The sequence below is a fragment of the Listeria costaricensis genome (assembly GCF_900183385.1).
Lineage (GTDB): Bacteria > Bacillota > Bacilli > Lactobacillales > Listeriaceae > Listeria > Listeria costaricensis.
In genome coordinates this window covers 21789-39500 of the sequence record NZ_FXUT01000008.1, presented here as the reverse complement: position 1 = coordinate 39500, position 17712 = coordinate 21789, and the positions used below count along the sequence as shown (strand labels likewise).

17 protein-coding genes are annotated in these 17712 nt (G+C 43.9%); 2 read left to right on the top strand and 15 right to left on the bottom strand.

Annotated features, from left to right (window positions below; translation table 11 throughout):
* Positions 1-233: 233 nt before the first annotated feature.
* Entirely contained in the window at positions 234-1088 is an 855-nt protein-coding gene (fba, locus tag CS921_RS07440) for a class II fructose-1,6-bisphosphate aldolase (RefSeq protein WP_099222530.1), read from the bottom strand.
* A 166-nt stretch (positions 1089-1254) separates the two neighbouring features.
* A complete protein-coding gene (locus CS921_RS07435) occupies positions 1255-2169 on the bottom strand; it encodes a diacylglycerol kinase (protein WP_240422322.1) in 915 nt (304 codons plus the stop codon).
* 333 nt (positions 2170-2502) lie between these two features.
* Here CS921_RS07435 and CS921_RS07430 point away from each other — a divergent pair, with 333 nt between their 5' ends.
* Entirely contained in the window at positions 2503-5274 is a 2772-nt protein-coding gene (locus CS921_RS07430; protein WP_099222528.1) for a GW domain-containing glycosaminoglycan-binding protein, read from the top strand.
* 49 nt (positions 5275-5323) lie between these two features.
* On the opposite strand, the gene CS921_RS07425 is transcribed toward CS921_RS07430, so the two are convergent.
* From CS921_RS07425 to CS921_RS07405, 6 genes are all read right to left on the bottom strand, one after another.
* Entirely contained in the window at positions 5324-6922 is a 1599-nt protein-coding gene (locus CS921_RS07425) for a CTP synthase (RefSeq protein ID WP_099222526.1), read from the bottom strand.
* A gap of 332 nt (positions 6923-7254) precedes the next feature.
* A complete protein-coding gene (rpoE, locus tag CS921_RS07420) occupies positions 7255-7800 on the bottom strand; it encodes a DNA-directed RNA polymerase subunit delta (RefSeq protein WP_099222524.1) in 546 nt (181 codons plus the stop codon).
* 119 nt (positions 7801-7919) lie between these two features.
* Positions 7920-8075 (bottom strand): hypothetical protein, encoded by a 156-nt coding sequence (locus tag CS921_RS15540; RefSeq protein ID WP_162921713.1) that lies wholly within the window; start codon positions 8073-8075, stop codon positions 7920-7922.
* Between the two features lie 108 nt (positions 8076-8183).
* Positions 8184-9851 carry an arginine--tRNA ligase gene (gene argS / locus CS921_RS07415; protein ID WP_099222522.1) on the bottom strand — a complete coding sequence of 556 codons (1668 nt, stop codon included), beginning with the start codon at positions 9849-9851 and terminating at the stop codon, positions 8184-8186.
* Positions 9848-10300: a YwiB family protein gene (locus CS921_RS07410; protein ID WP_099222521.1), complete on the bottom strand. Its 453-nt coding sequence runs from the start codon at positions 10298-10300 to the stop codon at positions 9848-9850. The genes argS and CS921_RS07410 overlap by 4 nt, the downstream gene beginning before the upstream one ends.
* A 79-nt stretch (positions 10301-10379) precedes the next feature.
* A complete protein-coding gene (locus CS921_RS07405; RefSeq protein ID WP_099222520.1) occupies positions 10380-11030 on the bottom strand; it encodes a site-2 protease family protein in 651 nt (216 codons plus the stop codon).
* A gap of 77 nt (positions 11031-11107) precedes the next feature.
* On the opposite strand from CS921_RS07405, the gene CS921_RS07400 reads away from it, so the two are divergent.
* Positions 11108-11293, top strand: coding sequence for a 2-hydroxymuconate tautomerase (locus tag CS921_RS07400; protein WP_099222827.1), 186 nt, complete (start codon positions 11108-11110; stop codon positions 11291-11293).
* A 48-nt stretch (positions 11294-11341) separates the two neighbouring features.
* Here CS921_RS07400 and CS921_RS07395 read toward each other — a convergent pair whose 3' ends face one another.
* From CS921_RS07395 to CS921_RS07365, 7 genes are all read right to left on the bottom strand, one after another.
* Positions 11342-12658 (bottom strand): HD domain-containing protein, encoded by a 1317-nt coding sequence (locus CS921_RS07395; protein ID WP_099222519.1) that lies wholly within the window; start codon positions 12656-12658, stop codon positions 11342-11344.
* An 18-nt stretch (positions 12659-12676) separates the two neighbouring features.
* Positions 12677-13507, bottom strand: coding sequence for a lipoyl-[GcvH]:protein N-lipoyltransferase (gene lipL / locus CS921_RS07390; RefSeq protein WP_099222518.1), 831 nt, complete (start codon positions 13505-13507; stop codon positions 12677-12679).
* A 380-nt stretch (positions 13508-13887) separates the two neighbouring features.
* Positions 13888-14094, bottom strand: a complete 207-nt coding sequence (locus tag CS921_RS07385; RefSeq protein WP_099222517.1) for a hypothetical protein — start codon at positions 14092-14094, stop codon at positions 13888-13890.
* A gap of 51 nt (positions 14095-14145) precedes the next feature.
* Positions 14146-14472, bottom strand: a complete 327-nt coding sequence (locus tag CS921_RS07380; protein WP_099222516.1) for a YxeA family protein — start codon at positions 14470-14472, stop codon at positions 14146-14148.
* Between the two features lie 158 nt (positions 14473-14630).
* Positions 14631-16250 (bottom strand): ABC transporter substrate-binding protein, encoded by a 1620-nt coding sequence (locus CS921_RS07375; RefSeq protein WP_099222826.1) that lies wholly within the window; start codon positions 16248-16250, stop codon positions 14631-14633.
* A 191-nt stretch (positions 16251-16441) separates the two neighbouring features.
* A complete protein-coding gene (locus CS921_RS07370) occupies positions 16442-17056 on the bottom strand; it encodes a DUF1648 domain-containing protein (protein ID WP_099222515.1) in 615 nt (204 codons plus the stop codon).
* 18 nt (positions 17057-17074) lie between these two features.
* Positions 17075-17710, bottom strand: a complete 636-nt coding sequence (locus CS921_RS07365; RefSeq protein ID WP_099222514.1) for a nicotinamidase — start codon at positions 17708-17710, stop codon at positions 17075-17077.
* Positions 17711-17712 lie beyond the last annotated feature (2 nt).

Sequence of the window (17712 nt, the reverse complement as noted above, 5' to 3'; positions counted from 1 at the left end):
AGGTTGCAAGCATAAAAAAACTGCAAGCCTCTCCTGCAGTTATTGATCTTCAGTACGAACGGTCAACTATTGTTCCATAATAACATTGTTTGCTCTATGCGACAATATTTATGAAGAAATCTTCATTATTTATCGTAAAACTAACAAAAATTTTAACCAGCTGATAAATGATTACAAAAAGAAAAGGCGGGAAGCTCGAAGCTTCCCGCCTTTCTCTTCATATAAAGTTCGGCTTACGCTTTACCGTTAGAACCGAATTCTTGAATTTTTTCAGTAACTGTTTTGATGATCGCTTCGATACCTGGAGTGATAACTTTACGAGGATCATAAACTTTGTCGTCAGTAGCTAATTTTTCGCGAACAGCTGCAGTCCAAACGATTTGGCATTCAGTGTTAACGTTGATTTTGCTGTGACCTAGTTCGATTGCTTTTTTCACTTGGTGTTCAGGAATTCCAGAACCGCCGTGAAGTACAAGTGGAGCACCTGTAAGTTCGGAGATTTCTTTCATTTCGTCAAAGCCAAGTTTTGGTTCGCCATGGTAAGGACCGTGTACAGAGCCAAGAGCAGCAGCCAAAGCATCGATTCCAGCTTCTTTTACTACACGCAGACATTCTTGTGGATTTGCATAGTTGATTCCACCTGTAACGCCGTCTTCAGTACCGCCAACAGTACCAACTTCAGCTTCTACAGATACACCTTTTGCATGTGCATAGTCAACAACTTGTTTAGTCATTGCTACGTTTTCATCGATTGGGTGATGAGAGCCATCAATCATTACAGAAGTGAAGCCTGCATCGATTGCTGCTTTACAAGAATCAAAGCTTGAACCATGGTCAAGGTGGATAGCAACAGGAACAGTGATGTTGTAGTCATGAACAAGACCTTCAACCATTTTGACAACTGTTGTGAATCCTCCCATGTATTTAGCAGCACCTTCAGATACTCCTAGAATAACTGGTGCTTTTTCTGCTTCTGCAGCTTTCAATACAGCTTGAGTCCATTCAAGGTTGTTGATGTTGAATTGACCTACAGCATATTTTCCAGCTAATGCTTTTTTCAGCATATCTGTCATGTTAACGATAGGCATAATACAATTTCCTCCCTCAGGAATTTAAGAAGACTTTTTGCCCTCTTAATCAATTTGAATTTCCGCCGTGAAAAATAGTGGCAGCTATTTTTCCCTAACACAACTATGATACCAAATTTACCTGTGAATTACCATAAAAACTGCGAAATAATTTTCTGAAACCGCTTTAGTCTCTAAGCTTCACCCGCGTCTTTTCTTTGTCCGCAAAGACTTTGAGCGCACTTTCACAAACTTTGAATTCATAGGGAGCTTCTCCGCCGTACACTCCGTCAAAGGAAATATTCAATGTTTCTGGTGAGTGAACGCTCACTTTTTTGACGCGCGCATGGATGACATTTTCGTTTGAGAGATGCTTGCCGCTCTTTAAATTGAGGAACAGCTGCAAAAGTTTCAGCGGCGGAACTTTCTTTAAAATCAGCAAATCTACATAGCCGTCATTTAGGCGAGCCGTTGGACAAAGAGATTCCAAACCGCCGACTGTGTGCGTTTTATTAAGAAACATCAATAAAATCGGGCCGCTAAAATTTTGGTCATCATAGGTGACATCCACTTTGGTTGGAGACAGCTTCGGCAAATTTTTAAACCCATCCAGCAAATAAGCCAGCCGTCCATAGCGATTTTTCTTTTTTTCTTCCACCGCATATGTAATCTCGGTGATTTTTCCCGCTGCGGCGTTATTGATAAAATAATCATCATTTGCCTGCCCAACATCCACTGTGATCGTTTGCCAATCTGCAATCATCCGCACAGCTTCTAACGGATCGTGATTCAATCCCAGCGCTCTTGCATAGTCATTCGTGGTACCAACTGGCATGACGCCTAAAACTGGACGTGACTCCACTTGCATCAGTCCATTTACTACTTCATTGATTGTGCCATCTCCCCCTGCACCGATCACGGCATCATAGCCATCCCGCGCAGCTTGTTCGGCTAGTTTGGTCACACTTTTTGGCTCGCTGGTGGAAGACATTAAAGTAACCTCGAACCCCGCTTCTGTTAAAATTTGTTCCGCGCTGGGCATATATTGCTTGAATTTTCGCTTACCCGCTACCGGATTATAAATGATGATAACCTTCCGCACAAATTCCCCTTCTCTCCTTTTTCCTGTAAAAATAGTTTCCTATAATTGGAAAGGCTTGTCAAATCAAGTGTTTTAGTCTGTTTTTTCTACTTTTCACTGTATAATTTTTCCTATTCGTTTTCCTTCAATTCATGACACTTATCATTCCTTTTGTAATAAATATAACGTTATTTAAAAATAAATGTAGCTTTTGCAAAAAAACATCCGAATAGCGCATGCCTATTGGTTCATTCTTATCATGCTGTATTGACGCTCCTGCAGTAACTTTGTCATAATAGAGAATGAAGAAATTTCGTTACTTTTCTTCATTTCAAAAAAGGAGTTGATGTACGCTTGAAACTACTTCTAAAATCAGCTATGGTAGCGGCCGGTTTAGCTGTATTTGCTGTTCCCGGTGCTGTTTCGGCTGACGAAGTAAGTTCCCCCTCGGCAGATAAAGCAGAAGATGACTTAAAAGGGGCGGAAAACCAATCTATTTATATTCCTAAATCGATTCGAGATGGGGAAGTCACAGATGAAAACGACGGCTTCGAGGATGAACAAACAGAAGTGCTTGCACCAGTACCACTACTTCGTGCAGCTGCATATCCGAATGTAAATTCATATATTAAGTCGAAAAATTTCTCTACGGCATCCATTGAATATCAATTAAAAAGCCAGTTTCCAAAGTTTAATTACCGGAACGGCTATGGTAAACCTGAAGGAATTGTTCTGCACGAAACAGCCAATGACTCTTCCACGATCCAAGGCGAAATCAATTACATGAGCAATAACTATAATAATGCTTTCGTACATGCCTTCGCGGATAAGTCAAATATCATTCAAATTCATCCGACTGATTATGGCGTTTGGGGGGCTGGACAATATGCCAACGCCCGCTTTATCCAAATCGAGCTTTGTCGTTCTAGTTCGTTTGATGATTTTGCACGATCAATCAATAACTATGCGTATTATGTGGCTTACATGCTGGATAAATACAATTTAGGTGTTGACAGTGCTGAAGCTGATGGCAAGGGAACGATCTGGTCACACAATGCCGTAACCAAATATCTGGGTGGAACAACGCATACTGACCCGATCGGCTATTTTTCTAAATGGGGCTATACGATGACTGATATGGTCTCCCTCATTCAGGAAAAATATAATCAGATCCACAGTGGCGGTATCCAGTATGACAAACAAATCTGGGCTTATGGCCGCGTGAAAACTTCTGCTGGGCATACGGTCTGGACAAAACCTTATGGCGCATCAGGTGCTACAATGGTCAATCCGCTTTCTGCCTATGAGGGTAAGAAACTGCGGCTTGAACGTGAAGCTAAAAATGATCGCGCAACTTGGTATCAGTTTAGCGTGGATGGCAAAATCGTTGGTTGGGTCGACCAAAAAGCGATTGACGTTTTCTATAATCAAAGTATGGAAACGAATACCAGCTTGACTCAATATGTGACGAATCCATCCGGCAGCTACTATCTGCTACCTGTCGAAGATGCACCGATCAAACTGGGCTCACTTTCCAGCTACCAAAATAAAGCGCTACGTGTCGATCGGAAAGCAACAATTGATGGTGAACTTTGGTACCGCGTCTACAATGGCAGCACTTTGCTGGGTTGGACAAAAGCGTCGAACCTTTATGACACGAATACAAATTCACTGGCTTACGATAAGCAAGTATGGGCTTACGGCCGCGTGAAAACATCCACCGGGCACACCGTTTGGTCGAAGCCTTATGGGATGACTGGTGCGACAACTGTCAATCCGCTTTCGGCTTATGAAGGCAAGAAATTGCGGCTTGAACGTGAGGCACAAAATTACCGGGCTACTTGGTATCAGTTCAGTGTAGATGGTGAAATCGTTGGTTGGGTCGATCAAAAGGCCATTGATGTCTTTTATGATTCCAGCATGGAAGTGGGGACGAATTTGACGCAATACGTTTATGCCCCAACAGCCAACTACTATCTGCTGCCGGTTGAGGACTCTCCAATCAAACTTGGCACCCTGTCTTCCTACCAAGGAAAAGCGCTGCGTGTCGACCGGAAAGCCACAATTGACGGCGAGCTTTGGTACCGGATTTATGACGGCAATACCAAACTTGGCTGGACAAAAGCGGCCAACCTGTCGAGTTCTAGTCCTGAAAGCCTTGAATATGACAAACAGATTTGGGCTTATGGCCGCGTGAAAACTTCTGCTGGGCATACGGTCTGGACGAAGCCATATGGAATGTCTGGCGCAACAACGGTCAATCCACTTTCGGCTTATACAGGGAAAAATCTGCGCCTAGAACGTGAAGCTAAAAATAGTCGCGCTACCTGGTATCAATTCAGCGTGGACGGCAAGATCGTCGGCTGGGTCGACCAAAAAGCGCTCGATGTTTTCTACAATCAAAGCATGGAAGTTAATACTAGTTTGACACAATATGTGGCCAACACGTCTAATAGCTATTACCTGCTTCCGGTTGAAGATTCACCAATCCAACTGGGTTCTCTTGCCAACTACAAAGGGAAAGCCTTACGTGTCGACCGGAAAGCAACGATTGATGGCGAGCTTTGGTACCGAATTAATGATGGCAATACTAGACTCGGCTGGACCAAAGCTTCCAACCTGTCAAGTTCTAATACGGAAAGTCTTGAGTATGACAAACAGATTTGGGCTTATGGCCGCGTGAAAACTTCTGCTGGGCATACGGTCTGGACGAAACCATACGGGACCTCTGGCGCTGTGAGTGTCAATCCGCTTTCGGCCTATACGGGCAAGAAGATGCGACTCGAACGTGAAGCCAAAAATAGTCGCGCTACCTGGTATCAATTCAGCGTGGACGGCAAAATCGTCGGCTGGGTTGACCAAAAAGCCATCGACGTTTTCTATAATCAAAGTATGGAAATCAATACGAATTTGACGCAATATGTGGCGAATACTTCCGGCAGCTATTATCTGCTTCCAGTTGAGGATTCACCGATTCGACTAGGCTCGCTTTCCGGCTACAAAGGAAAAGCCTTACGTGTCGATCGAAAAGCCACGATTGATGGCGAACTTTGGTACCGCGTCTATAATGGCAACACATTACTAGGCTGGACCAAAGCTTCCTTCTTATCCAGCACCAATAACTAATAAAAAAAGCACTTTGCGAAAGACTCGCAAAGTGCTTTTTTTATGGTTTTTATTGATTTTCCAGTGCTGCGCCAACAAATGCTTTAAACAAGCTTTGTGGACGATTCGGACGTGAAATGAATTCTGGATGATACTGGCTAGCTACGAACCAAGGGTGATCTTTTAGTTCGACCACTTCGACAAGACGGCCGTCTGGGCTTGTAGCTGACACGATCATGCCGGCTTCTTCCATTTGCTCCCGATACTCATTATTGAATTCATAGCGATGGCGGTGACGTTCTTCAACAAGCGACTTGCCATATGCCTCGCTGGCTTTGGTTCCTTCTTTGATACGGGCCGGATAGAGACCTAGACGAAGTGTTCCACCAAGATTTTCAATATTTTTCTGTTCAGGCAACAGGTCGATAATATTATATGGCGTTTCCGGTGCAATTTCAGCAGAATGAGCACCTTCTAGACCTAAAACATTGCGCGCAAATTCTACAGTGGCAAGTTGCATACCCAGACAGATGCCGAGATATGGTACTTTGTTGACACGTGCATATTCGATTGCAGCAATTTTCCCTTCGATTGCCCGGTCGCCAAAGCCACCCGGTACAAGAATGCCATCTGCTTTGCCCAAAATTTCGGCAGCATTTTCTTTGGTAACTTTTTCAGAATCGATCCAGTCGATCTCGATTTCTGCATCATGTGAATAACCCGCATGACGAAGGGCTTCTGCTACTGAAAGATACGCATCTTGCAAGGAAACATATTTACCTACAAGGGCAATCCGAACTTTTTGGGAAAGATTTTTCACACGATGGATCAATTCTTTCCACTCTGTCATGTCTGCTTGCGGTGCTTCAAGTTGCAGATGATCCAATACGATTTGGTCCATCTTTTGCGCCTGCAAGGAAAGCGGCACATTGTAAAGTGTATCTTCATCACGGGATTCGATCACTTCTGAAGCTTTAATGTCGCAGAACAAAGCAATTTTTTCTTTCATTTCTTGTGAAACAGGGTGTTCTGTACGAACGACGATAAGGTTTGGCTGAATCCCTAAGCTGCGTAATTCTTTCACGCTATGCTGAGTGGGCTTCGTTTTCATTTCTCCCGCCGCTTTAATGTATGGAATGAGCGTAGTGTGAATGTAAAGAACATTTTCAGAACCAACATCGCTCTTGATTTGACGGATGGCCTCTAAGAATGGCAGGGACTCGATGTCGCCTACTGTTCCGCCGATTTCCGTAATAATAATATCGGAATTTGTCATACGCGCTGCACGGAAAACCCGGTCTTTCAGTTCATTCGTAATGTGCGGAATGACTTGCACGGTTCCACCTAAATAATCCCCGCGGCGTTCTTTTTTAATAACTTCTGAGTAAACCTTACCTGTTGTGACGTTACTGTATTTGTTCAGGTTGATATCGATAAAACGTTCATAGTGACCTAAGTCTAGATCTGTTTCTGCGCCGTCATCGGTTACGAAAACTTCCCCATGCTGATAAGGACTCATTGTCCCAGGGTCTACGTTGATGTACGGGTCGAATTTTTGAATCGTTACACTAAGACCGCGATTTTTTAGCAAGCGTCCTAATGAAGCTGCTGTAATCCCCTTCCCGATCGATGAAACTACACCGCCAGTTACGAAAATATACTTTGTCATTGAAACAATCTTCTCCTTCCATTTTTAAAAAGTCGCAAGCAGAACTTGCTGGGTGGGAATTCTAGCGAAACTCTTTTTTAATAAAAAATCCCACATGCAATTTGGACTGTGTCTCAGTTTTGCATCTGGTCACTTTTTATTATCGGAGCTGCTCCAATAAAAAACGCCCCTACTTATCTCTAAGTGAAGGAGCGTATTATATCATACATGATTTGTCCCATTTAAGGGAGCCCAAATAAAATATTACCGAGTATAGGGCCGGAAGTCAAGCTTTTATTTCAGAAAATCAAATTCCCACAAAAAAAGCCCGCCAAATTCGGCGGGCATTTCTTCTATTCTTCAGGGTCTTCTGTGTAGTCTCCGTCAGAATAATCATCTTCAACTGTGGCAAGATCGCCTTCGATTCCGTCTGGGAGATGATCATCCATATCTTCATCTTCGTCCACTAAACCGTCGGACAGCGAGATTTCTTCTTCGCCAAGTTCTTCCACTTCGTCGTCATCTTCATAATCGATGTCATCGTCCATGAGTGCTTCTTCGTCATCCTCATCTTCGTCGTCATCATCTTTTTTACGTTTTTTCTTCGCTTTTTTGGTTTGCGTTTGAACTTCTTCGTCGATAGCATCAATTGGATACCATGCACGCAAGCCCCAAGTGTTGTTGCCAAGCGAAATAAAATTACCATCAATATTCATATCGGTATAAAATTGAACAAGACGATCTTTTATTTCAGCTTCTGATAAGCCAAGGAAGTTTTGAATTTCTTTTACGAGTTCTGGGAAAGAGATGACTTCTCTACGTTGCTCTAAAACATAATGAGCTACCTCAATCAAAGATAGTTCCGTTCTTTCCTCTTGCGATAACTTACTTAAATCCAAAGCAGGCACGCCCTTTCTTATATGATTCGATTTACTTTATTTACTACATACGCGATTTTATTCAACTTTACTATTTTACCTGTTATTTTTGGCTAATACAACCTAAAAATTTATCTGCGTCAACTTCGCTTGATAATCTGGTAGGCGAGATAGAAGAAAAGGAACGCCATCAAGAGAATCGGAATCGAGCCAAGTTGATAATCATAGAGGATATTTGTTGCGATGCACAAAAATATGAACAGCAGCGCTACTATTATTATTCTTCTTCGCTTCATCTGTTGCTCTCCCCGTTTCAAAATGTCTCTGTTTTTTAACTTTAGTACATTTTAGGAATCTCGTCAACGGCAAGCCTGTTCACTTACTTTAAAGAAGCGTAATCTCTCTTACATTTTTTCTGGCGCAGAAACACCGAGCAGCTTCAGACCATTTTGAAGCGTGATCCGAGCAGCTTCAATAAGTGCCAGTCTAGCTTTGGAAAGTTCCGGTTGTTTTGGATCAAGTACTTTATTCGTATTGTAAAATCTATGGAAAGCAGCGGCCAAGTCATTCAGATAACGAACGATCCGGTGCGGTGCCCGTTTTTGAGCAGCTTCTGCTACGACATCTGGGAATTCACCGATCACTTTTAATAAATCAAATTCGGTTTCCGACTGAATCAGCGCAAGATCTACTGTCTCACTTGCTGTCAGACCATTTTCAGCACCTGAACGCAGGATACTTGAAATCCGCGCATGGGCATATTGGACATAGTAAACCGGATTTTCATTGGAGGTGGATTTTGCCAGCCCCATATCAAAGTTCATATGCGTATCGGAACTTCTCATCGCAAAGAAGTAACGCGTTGCATCCAGTCCGACTTCTTCAATCAAATCACGCATCGTGACCGATTTACCAGTACGCTTGCTCATTTTGATCTGCTCGCCATTTTCGTAAAGGTGAACGAGCTGAATGATCTCCACTTCAAGCTGGGATGGTTGATAGCCAAGTGCTTCGATTGCCGCTTTCATCCGCGGAATATAACCATGGTGATCGGCACCTAAAATGTCAATCAGTACGTCAAAGCCACGATTCAATTTATTTAAATGGTAGGCAATATCAGGCAGGAAGTAGGTGTAGCTGCCGTCTGTTTTGATTAGAACACGATCCTTGTCATCGCCAAAATCAGTCGTTCTTAACCAAGTTGCACCATCTTGTTCATAGACATGTCCATTCGCCCGCAGTTTTTCAAGTGCTGGCAGGATTTGATTTTCTTCGTAAAGGGAGGTTTCTGAGAACCAATTGTCAAAGTGAACACGGAACTCCTGCAAGTCACGTTCTAGCTTAGCTGTTTCAAACGCCAGCGCTTCTTGACGGAATACTTTATGACGAACGGACACTTCTGCTTCGACATATTCCTCTCCGTATTTATCGGCAAGTGTGCGACCTAATTCAATAAGGTCCTTCCCACGATAGCCGTCTTCTGGGAATGCCCACTCTTTACCAAGTGCTTCAAAGTAGCGCGCTTCCACTGAAAGAACCAGGTTGTTGATTTGATTACCGGCATCATTGATATAATATTCCCGGTAAACGTCGTATCCGGCCATATCTAAAATATTAGCCAATGAGTCTCCGATTGCCGCACCACGCGCATGTCCTAAATGCAGGTCTCCTGTTGGATTAGCAGAAACAAATTCCAGTTGGATCCGTTCTTTCTGTCCAAAATCCGAGCGACCGTAATCGGCTTGTTCGGCTAAAACTGCTGGAACAACTGCTGTCAGATAGCGATTATCTAGAAAGAAATTGATAAAACCAGGTCCGGCAATCTCAATTTTTTCGATCTGGGCGGCTCCTTCTAATTCAGCCGTGATCCCTTCTGCAATTTGACGCGGCGCCTTTTTGGCTACACGTGCCAGCTGCATGGCAATATTTGTCGAGTAGTCTCCGTGACTTTTTTCTTTTGGTACCTCTAGTAAAATGGCAGGGACCGCGCTTTCCTCGATTCCTGTTGAAGCAACCACTGCTTGTTTGATCAGTTTCATTAAATCATTCTGTTTCGCTTGAATGACATTCATACTTCCTTGTCCTCCTCTATCCTCATCTTGACATTATAAGAACCGATGTAGCTGCCTGCTTGAAGCAGATCATATTGAAAAACGATCTCGCCGAGCAGACCATCAGCCGTCTGAAAATTCTCTTCTAAGGCGACCAGCTCCGATTCAAAAAGAAATTTCCCCGCTCCCGAATCGATGGACGCCGTGCTTCGTCGTTTATCCCGAAAGAAGTGCATACGCATATTGACGGCTCCGCTTCGCAAAAGCAGGAGTTCTTCTTCCGACAACTTGAGAACAGTACGGACATCTCCTGTTACCTGACGTTCTTCGTAATGGAGGTAGCGATTCCCCTCATGGAGATAAAACACGCCTGATACCGACATTTCCGTTTTTTCTTCTGATTCCATCTGCCGGACGACATTGGTAATATGAATTTTAACGGGTTGCCGCTCTTTGGCTGGCTTTTTCATTGGTCAGATTACCCCTTTCCGTGCAGAAATATAGACGTCTAATATTATAGAAAAAAACAGGCTGAAAAGCAACTTTGTTTTAAAAAAACAGGAATAGAAAGAAATGCTGCATTGCCTGTGTGATTGCTGGAATGAAAAAGTTGAAAATTGGTCCGATCGTCAAATTGTAAAGCGGTGTAAGCGCAATGATCAAGAAGATCAGAAACGCATACTGTTCAATCGGCTGAAGCTTAGCGCGAAAACGCATTGGCAAAAATTCTGTCAAAATCTGATAACCGTCCAGCGGCGGAAAGGGGATCAAATTGAAAACAAACAGCACGACATTCAGCTGAATAAAAACACCTAGAAAGTTCAACCAGATGCTATCACTATAGCCGTATTGTTTCACTAAAAACATCATGATTCCTGTCGCGATAAAAGCAAGCAACAGATTGCTGAGTGGTCCGGCGAGTGAGACACAAATACTGCCTAGCCGTCGCTTTTTCAGTTTATAACGATTGACGGGTGTCGGTTTTGCCCAACCGAATCCAGCGATCACGATCATCAAAAGGCCAATCAGATCGACATGCACCAGTGGATTCAGTGAAAGTCTTCCCTGATTTTTCGCTGTATCATCGCCAAAAGCCAAGGCGGTGAGGGCATGTGCCCATTCATGAATCGTAAAAGCAATCAATATCGTAATGACAACATAGGGCAGCATTTCAAGCGGATAAGCTAAAAAACTCGGCATAACTGCCTCCTTTCCTGTATGAAGTGAAATTTGCTATAATAAATATGTTTCAAAATCCAAATGATGAGGTGATGACCGTGCCAATCGTAACAATCAAATTCCTCGAAGGCCGTTCTGATGAGCAAAAAAAGGCGCTCGTAGCAGATGTGACGGAATCTGTTTCTAAAAATCTTGCTGCACCGAAAGAAAATATTCATGTGATTTTAGAAGAAATGAAGAAAACAGATTATGCTGTCGGCGGTATCCGTAAATCGGATATATAAAGACAACTGGAAGCCAGCTAGGGACGCTTATCTCTCTTTAGCTGGCTTTTACTTTAGATGATGCTGATGAAGCGCGAGAATCATTTCCTCCGCAATTTCCGGTGCAATCCGGCCGTTTTCAATGAAATCGAGCGGATAGTATAACTTGATGTCCGTCCGAATTTTCCCACCGATCGACTCGACAATGGGCGACTCGGTTGAGAGTTCTTTCAGTTCCCCACTTGGTAACAAAAGCTGAATGGGCGTTTTGCCGGAACTGGCTCCCGGTTGATAGAGATCATACGGCAGGTCAGAAGATGAATCAATCACTAAATAATACGTCGGATCGATATCGGCTTTTTCAAGCAGCCCTTTTAGCTGGTCGTATAGCGGTGCATCCTTGGCGGGATCATAGTCAATATAGCGCAGCAATCTGCGGCCTAGGAATCGTCCGCACAGATCGCTTAAGATTTCATCTGCCTCATTTTGCCAAACTGAAAAATAGTACGTTAATATCGTATCGTCCAGTCGAATATAGTCGCTTAATGCTACTTCTCCTGTGAAAAATGGGATTACCTCAGTCGGATACTGCTCAAATTCATAATCAGCTTCATAAAGTTTTTTTGCACGATCAAGGATTTTCCAAAGCAGGACTTCCCCACTGCGGCTGACTGGATGAAAATAGACTTGCTGATACATTTGATAGCGGCTCATCAGGTAATCCTCCACGGCATGCAGACCGGAATATTTGATGATGACACCATTGCCATCTGGGCTCGGGCGCATGACACGCAAGATCCGCTCCATATCGAATTTCCCGTAACTGACTCCCGTATAATAGGCATCTCGCAGCAGATAATCCATCCGATCAGCATCCAGTTGGCTGGAAATCAGTTTTACGAGTGTCTGATTGGGATAGGTCTTGCGAATAATATCTGCCACTTTGAGTGGAAAGTCTTCCCCGCCTCGTTTTAACACCTGCTGAACTTCTGTATCCCCAGTAATGATTTCCCGCGTGTAAGCCTCGTGATCCGTTCCAAAAACCTTTTCAAATGCGTGTGAAAAAGGGCCATGACCGAGATCATGTAGAAGCGCCGCACAAAGGGCCACCATCCGCTCTTCCGCATCAATTTGAAACTCTTCAGCGAATGTTACATCGATGATCTGCCGCACGATTTCATAAACACCCAGCGAATGATTGAATCGGCTGTGTTCGGCGCCGTGAAACGTCAGGGAAGTAGTGCCAAGTTGCCGAATGCGCCGTAGCCGTTGAAACTCTCTGGTTGCCACCAAATCCCAAATCATCTGATCCTCAACATGCACATAGCCGTGGACGGGGTCTTTGAATACCTTGCCTTCTCTTAGTTTCTGCTCGATATAAGTCACACTCTCTGCCTCCCTGCTTTATGCGAGAATTTTTTCGTTTCGTGCGAGAATCCGTTCATAATAACCTGAAAATAAATCCCATTCTTCTGGTGATAAGGTGCCCGAATAGAAATGCTCGGCATAGAAACGCATGCTGTTCAAAAGCTTGACGAGGACTTTGTTGACAGTCAAGTCTGGTTCGCCAAGGAGCTCCGCCAGCGTGGACATGACGGCCGGGTCGACATTTGGGAAATGGTACTTTTCTTGTTCATCCTTCCCGCTGATTGCGTAAAAATCACGAATCAGTTCGGCGCGTTTCGTCTGGTCGCCACTTACTCCTAGGTAAATTTGGACGGCGACGCCTTTTTCCATGCGGCGTTGAGAAATACCCGCGAATTTTCGACGATCGATGCTTAAGTCAAAGCTGCCGGGACAATAGGAATGCTCGATTTCGCCTGCCTGAATGACTGCTTTTGAATGGGCAAACATGTCCTTCACAAGCGTGAACATTGTTTCATACCCAAGGTCGATTGCTATGCCCCGCTCTACATCTGGGAAAACGAGTGACAAATTTAAAATTTCTGGATCCAACACGACACCCAGACCGCCGGAATTCCGCACGACAACTCGGTAGCCCTGCTCTTCTAGGAAGCGGATCCCCTCTTTTAATTTTGGCAGTTTGGAGTCCTGTATGCCGAGTGAGACTGTTTTATCATGCACCCATGCGCGCACAGTAGGCGGCTCTTGCTTTTTTCCGATTGATCGGCATAATGTATCGTCCGTTGCATAGGACTGCAAAGCATCAAAGGCTGGATTCACCATCGTATGGTCAATCAACCGCCACGATTGCTGCTTCAATAAAGTATCCATAAGCGTTCCTGTTCCTCCACTTTATTTCTTTCTAGTCATTATAGCATAATCGATCTGTCAATTGGGCAAAACGGCTTAAAGTTGCGGTTCTTTCGCTTTTTTTGATTTTTATAGACCGATTAGCTGACTTTTTTTCGCTTAACGTTGAAAAAAGCAAGAATCACCAGAAAAAAAGCGGCTATTTGGATGACTTTACGCATTTTATCACCTCCACTTTTGACCTCATGCTGACTTTTTTCTTTATCATAGCATTTTCTGATAGAATAAGCGCGAATATCCCGTTTAACGAAGTGACCAAAAAAATACCCGACTAGCGAACTAATCGGGTAAAAATTTATGAAAAGCCTAGGGAGCTTTTTAACAGAATCACATTGACCACTTTACCAGTCGTAATGATCGCGACCGGATTTTGAATAGCGATGGTCTTTAGCTGGTTTATTCCAGATGCGCATGATTAAGTAAACAATCAGCGCCAAAATCAGCAGCGGGAATAGGAAGTGAAGTGTCACACCAATTAAATCAAAAAGTATATTGAGTGCAATCAGTGCCAAAATAATCGTCAATAGATATTTAAAAAATGTAGTCATTTGAATAACCTCTTTTCTGAGTGAATTTTATTTAAAACAGCCCCTCAGCTGTTAATTGTTTGAAACGACATGGGTGTTCGATTGAAGTTCAGTTGCTCGTAAAACCATTTTATTATCCTGTACGACGATCTTATAGGAGCAATTTTTTTGTAGCGGTTTGTCCGATAAGAATTCCAGTGTCACTTCTTTTCCATCCTTCGTGTAGGCCGTTTCTGTAAATTGATAACCTTTAAACGCCGGTTTCGTCACCGGTTCCCCTTCTGATTGGATGGAAACAGTATATGTAGTTGCAGCAGAAGCGATCGGTGCCTTAAATTCCACAAAAGCTAGTACGGCAATAAAACATGCGATCACAAGTGCGAATGTCCCTTTTTTCATGATCCGGCTCTCCTTCTCTATTGGATGATTTCATTATAGAAAAAGGGCGCGATTTATTGAAAAGGCTGCAGACTGAAAATTAGTACTCCCAAAGGCTGATTTTTTATTCAGTCTAAAAAACCGCAGCTGCACACGTTCACAACTGCGGTTTAATGGATTTATTTTTTCGTCATCCACTTATAGTTTTCAGCACCAATCGGATAGGTCACATAGTTTTCAAGCTGTTCTTTCTGCAAATAGGCTCGGCCGCCTTGATAAAGTGGAATCAGGACTGCCTGATCTTTCAGTAGAATTTGTTCTGCTTGAAGAAGTGCCTGCCAGCGTTCTTCCGGCTGATTCGACAATTTGCCTTTTGCGCCGAGGACCAGCTCGTCATATTTGGCATCTGAGAAGCCGGTGTGATTGCCTGGGCTGCCAGTTAAAAAGAGGTTCAGATAGGTCAGCGGATCCTGATAATCGCCGCCCCAGCCGCCAAGTAGCAGCTCGAAGTCTTGGGTGACATCGGCTTGAAAGCTCGCCTGATTGGTCACATTTTTAATTTTGATCGACAGGCCGGGAAGATTGGTTTCCCACTGGTTCTGCATAAATTCGGTCTGCTTTTTCTGCAGCGTTGTATCGCCGCTTGTAATCGTTAGGGTGAGCTGATCTTTGCCCAGTTCATCCAGCGCCTGATCGAAATATTTTTTAGCGGCTTCCTTGTCATAGCCTAAAAGTGAACCGTTCTGCTGGCGGAAATCCTGATGCGATTCCGGATCAAACATGATTTCGCCCGGCACATCTCCATCTAGCGGCTTGGAACCATTGGCAAGCAGTGTGTCCACCATGCCTTGCTTATCGATCGACATGGCAAGCGCCCGGCGCAAATGACTGTTTGCCAGTACGGTCGCCTCACCTTCTTTTCCTTGGTTCATTTTGACATATACGGAACGACCTGTAATCGACGTGTGGAAATTAGGATCAGTTTGGTATTGCTTCACGAATTCGCCGTCCAGTTCTACGCGGTCCAGTTTGCCAGTATTATATAAATTAAGGGCTGCATTGGTGTCTTTCACGACTGTCACATGGATTTTAGGTGCGGGAACATTCGCTTTGTCCCAATAGGCTGGGTTTTTGACGTAGTCCCAGGTCAAATTCGTGCCACTCCAGTTTTTTAAGATGAACGGACCATTGGAAATGAGCGTCTCGCTGGAGGTGCCGTATTTTTCGCCTTGTTGCTCGACAAATTTTTCATTTTGTGGAAAAAAGGTTGCGGTTGTAAGTAGTTCCTTAAAGATGGGCACTGGGTTTTCTAGCTCTACTTGAAGCGTTTTGTCATCGAGTGCTTGGACTCCCAGTTCATCTGGAGACATTTCCCCTTTTAAAATTTGTGTCGCATTCTTCACGATTTCTTCCATCTGCGGACCATAGGCGGCAGCGGTTTTAGGGTCAACTACTTTCTTCCAGGCGTACTCAAAATCGGCTGCAGTGACAGGTTCCCCATTCGACCAGTTCGCATCCTCGCGAATCTTATAGACAAGTGTCTTGCCATCGTTTGAAACTTCCGGTTCGCTTGCTGCCATTGCTAAAGCGGGTTTGCCGTCCTTGTCGAGCCGGTACAGGCCTTCCCCAATCTGATTGATGGCACGGAAGCTGACGCTATTATCCGCCAGTGTCGGGCTGGCATTCGGGATACCGCTCGTTTCCATGATATTAATTACATTTTCTTTATCTGACTTTACTTTCTCTTTTTTTTCATCAGCAGGGCCGCAAGCTGCAAGAGCCGCAAAACTAAGCAACATCAGTAATAATCCTAGTATTTTCACACGTTTTGTCAAATAAATTCTCCCCTTTACTGTTTCCTTCGTTTGAAAGCGCTTTTTCAAAATAACCGACTCAACGCCAAAAAAAGGTCGATGTCAGTATATTTTGACTTCCGACCTTCATTATAATAGAAATCTGTATCACTTGTAAATAAAAACTGTTATATTTTTCACTTTTTGTTCAGGTAAAAACCGGAACCGACTACGATCACACCCATCCCTAGCAGCATCCCCATCATAAAGTAACTTGGGTCATTACGCATGAAGATGGCAAGCACCAGACATGCTACTCCTGCAACGGTTAGTGTGCTTATCGTGATTTTCTTCCACAAGTTCCGCGTATAGGCATCGGTCTTTTTAAAACCGATCAGATTTAGAAAATGAAACAGCTTCTTTGAATAGGAGAGATACGCCGCCAAAAGCAGCATGAACGCCCCCGCTGTCATTAGCGCAAATCTGCCAGTCGGAATTTCATATCCCAAGGCATACACAATGATGCTGATTTGAATGACTGCCAAAAGGACAAGCAGCAAACGAAAGCAATATTCGAATTCAAGTCGCGTCTCCTGACTCACTTTTTCTTTCCCGTAATATTCCGTCCCTGTAAAAATAATCATCAGAAACGGCATCATAATTAGTCCCAACCACTTTTGCACAAACATATCTGGAGAGAAATCCGTACCGAAATGTACCGCGATTTCAGCTGGGAGCAGTGGGTAGGTCGCGATGGTAAATACAGCCGTTATAAAAATAACTGTACTCGGAAAAACACCAATTCTCCTCATTTCTCTCACCCCCTTGATTTATTTCCGGCAAAACGTAGCAAGTTCTTGATAATTATGAGCAATTGAAACATTTTCTGTCTTTTCTAATTGGTTCAGTGTTTCAGTTTCCCCATCTTTCGTCAACGCACGTACGGCCGGTAAATAGACGACGACTTTGAAACCATTTCTTGCAAGTTGCAGAATCGTCGTTTTGACACAAAAATCAAAAGCTAAACCACCAACAAGAATGAACGCAACTTTTTCAGCGTGTAGAAATTCAATGACGCCTGTAGAGAGCTGTTCGCTGATGTCATGGTAACAGGCGCCATAGGGATGTAAATCCGGTTCCATGCCTTTCCAGACAAAATAATCATATTGATTGGGTTCTGGCAAACCGTCCAATTGTTCAAACCCATCCGTTCCCGGGACACAATGTCTGACCCACGTTAGATCGGCTTCCGGATAGTCCAGCGGGGCAAGCATCTCCTCAGGTTTTTCAACCACCCAGACGGCATTCCGCGGATGGGCATCCTTACTGCCGATTCGCAAGTCAGCAAATTCGGCCATTTCATTCAGCGCCGGAACAATTTCTGCTCCGCCCGGCACGGGAAGCTCTTCTGGGCAAATCGGGGTAAATCCTTTTTGTGCATCGACATCAAAGCTGGCAATTTTCATGG

Coding starts and splice junctions, on each gene's coding strand:
- fba (WP_099222530.1), bottom strand. CDS start 1,088: ATGCCTATCGTTAACATGACAGATATGCTGAAAAAAGCATTAGCTGGA.
- CS921_RS07425 (WP_099222526.1), bottom strand. CDS start 6,922: ATGACAAAGTATATTTTCGTAACTGGCGGTGTAGTTTCATCGATCGGG.
- CS921_RS15540 (WP_162921713.1), bottom strand. CDS start 8,075: ATGAAGCGAAGAAGAATAATAATAGTAGCGCTGCTGTTCATATTTTTG.
- argS (WP_099222522.1), bottom strand. CDS start 9,851: ATGAATGTCATTCAAGCGAAACAGAATGATTTAATGAAACTGATCAAA.
- CS921_RS07410 (WP_099222521.1), bottom strand. CDS start 10,300: ATGAAAAAGCCAGCCAAAGAGCGGCAACCCGTTAAAATTCATATTACC.
- CS921_RS07405 (WP_099222520.1), bottom strand. CDS start 11,030: ATGCCGAGTTTTTTAGCTTATCCGCTTGAAATGCTGCCCTATGTTGTC.
- lipL (WP_099222518.1), bottom strand. CDS start 13,507: ATGGATACTTTATTGAAGCAGCAATCGTGGCGGTTGATTGACCATACG.
- CS921_RS07385 (WP_099222517.1), bottom strand. CDS start 14,094: ATGACTACATTTTTTAAATATCTATTGACGATTATTTTGGCACTGATT.
- CS921_RS07380 (WP_099222516.1), bottom strand. CDS start 14,472: ATGAAAAAAGGGACATTCGCACTTGTGATCGCATGTTTTATTGCCGTA.
- CS921_RS07375 (WP_099222826.1), bottom strand. CDS start 16,250: ATGTTGCTTAGTTTTGCGGCTCTTGCAGCTTGCGGCCCTGCTGATGAA.
- CS921_RS07370 (WP_099222515.1), bottom strand. CDS start 17,056: ATGAGGAGAATTGGTGTTTTTCCGAGTACAGTTATTTTTATAACGGCT.
- CS921_RS07365 (WP_099222514.1), bottom strand. CDS start 17,710: ATGAAAATTGCCAGCTTTGATGTCGATGCACAAAAAGGATTTACCCCG.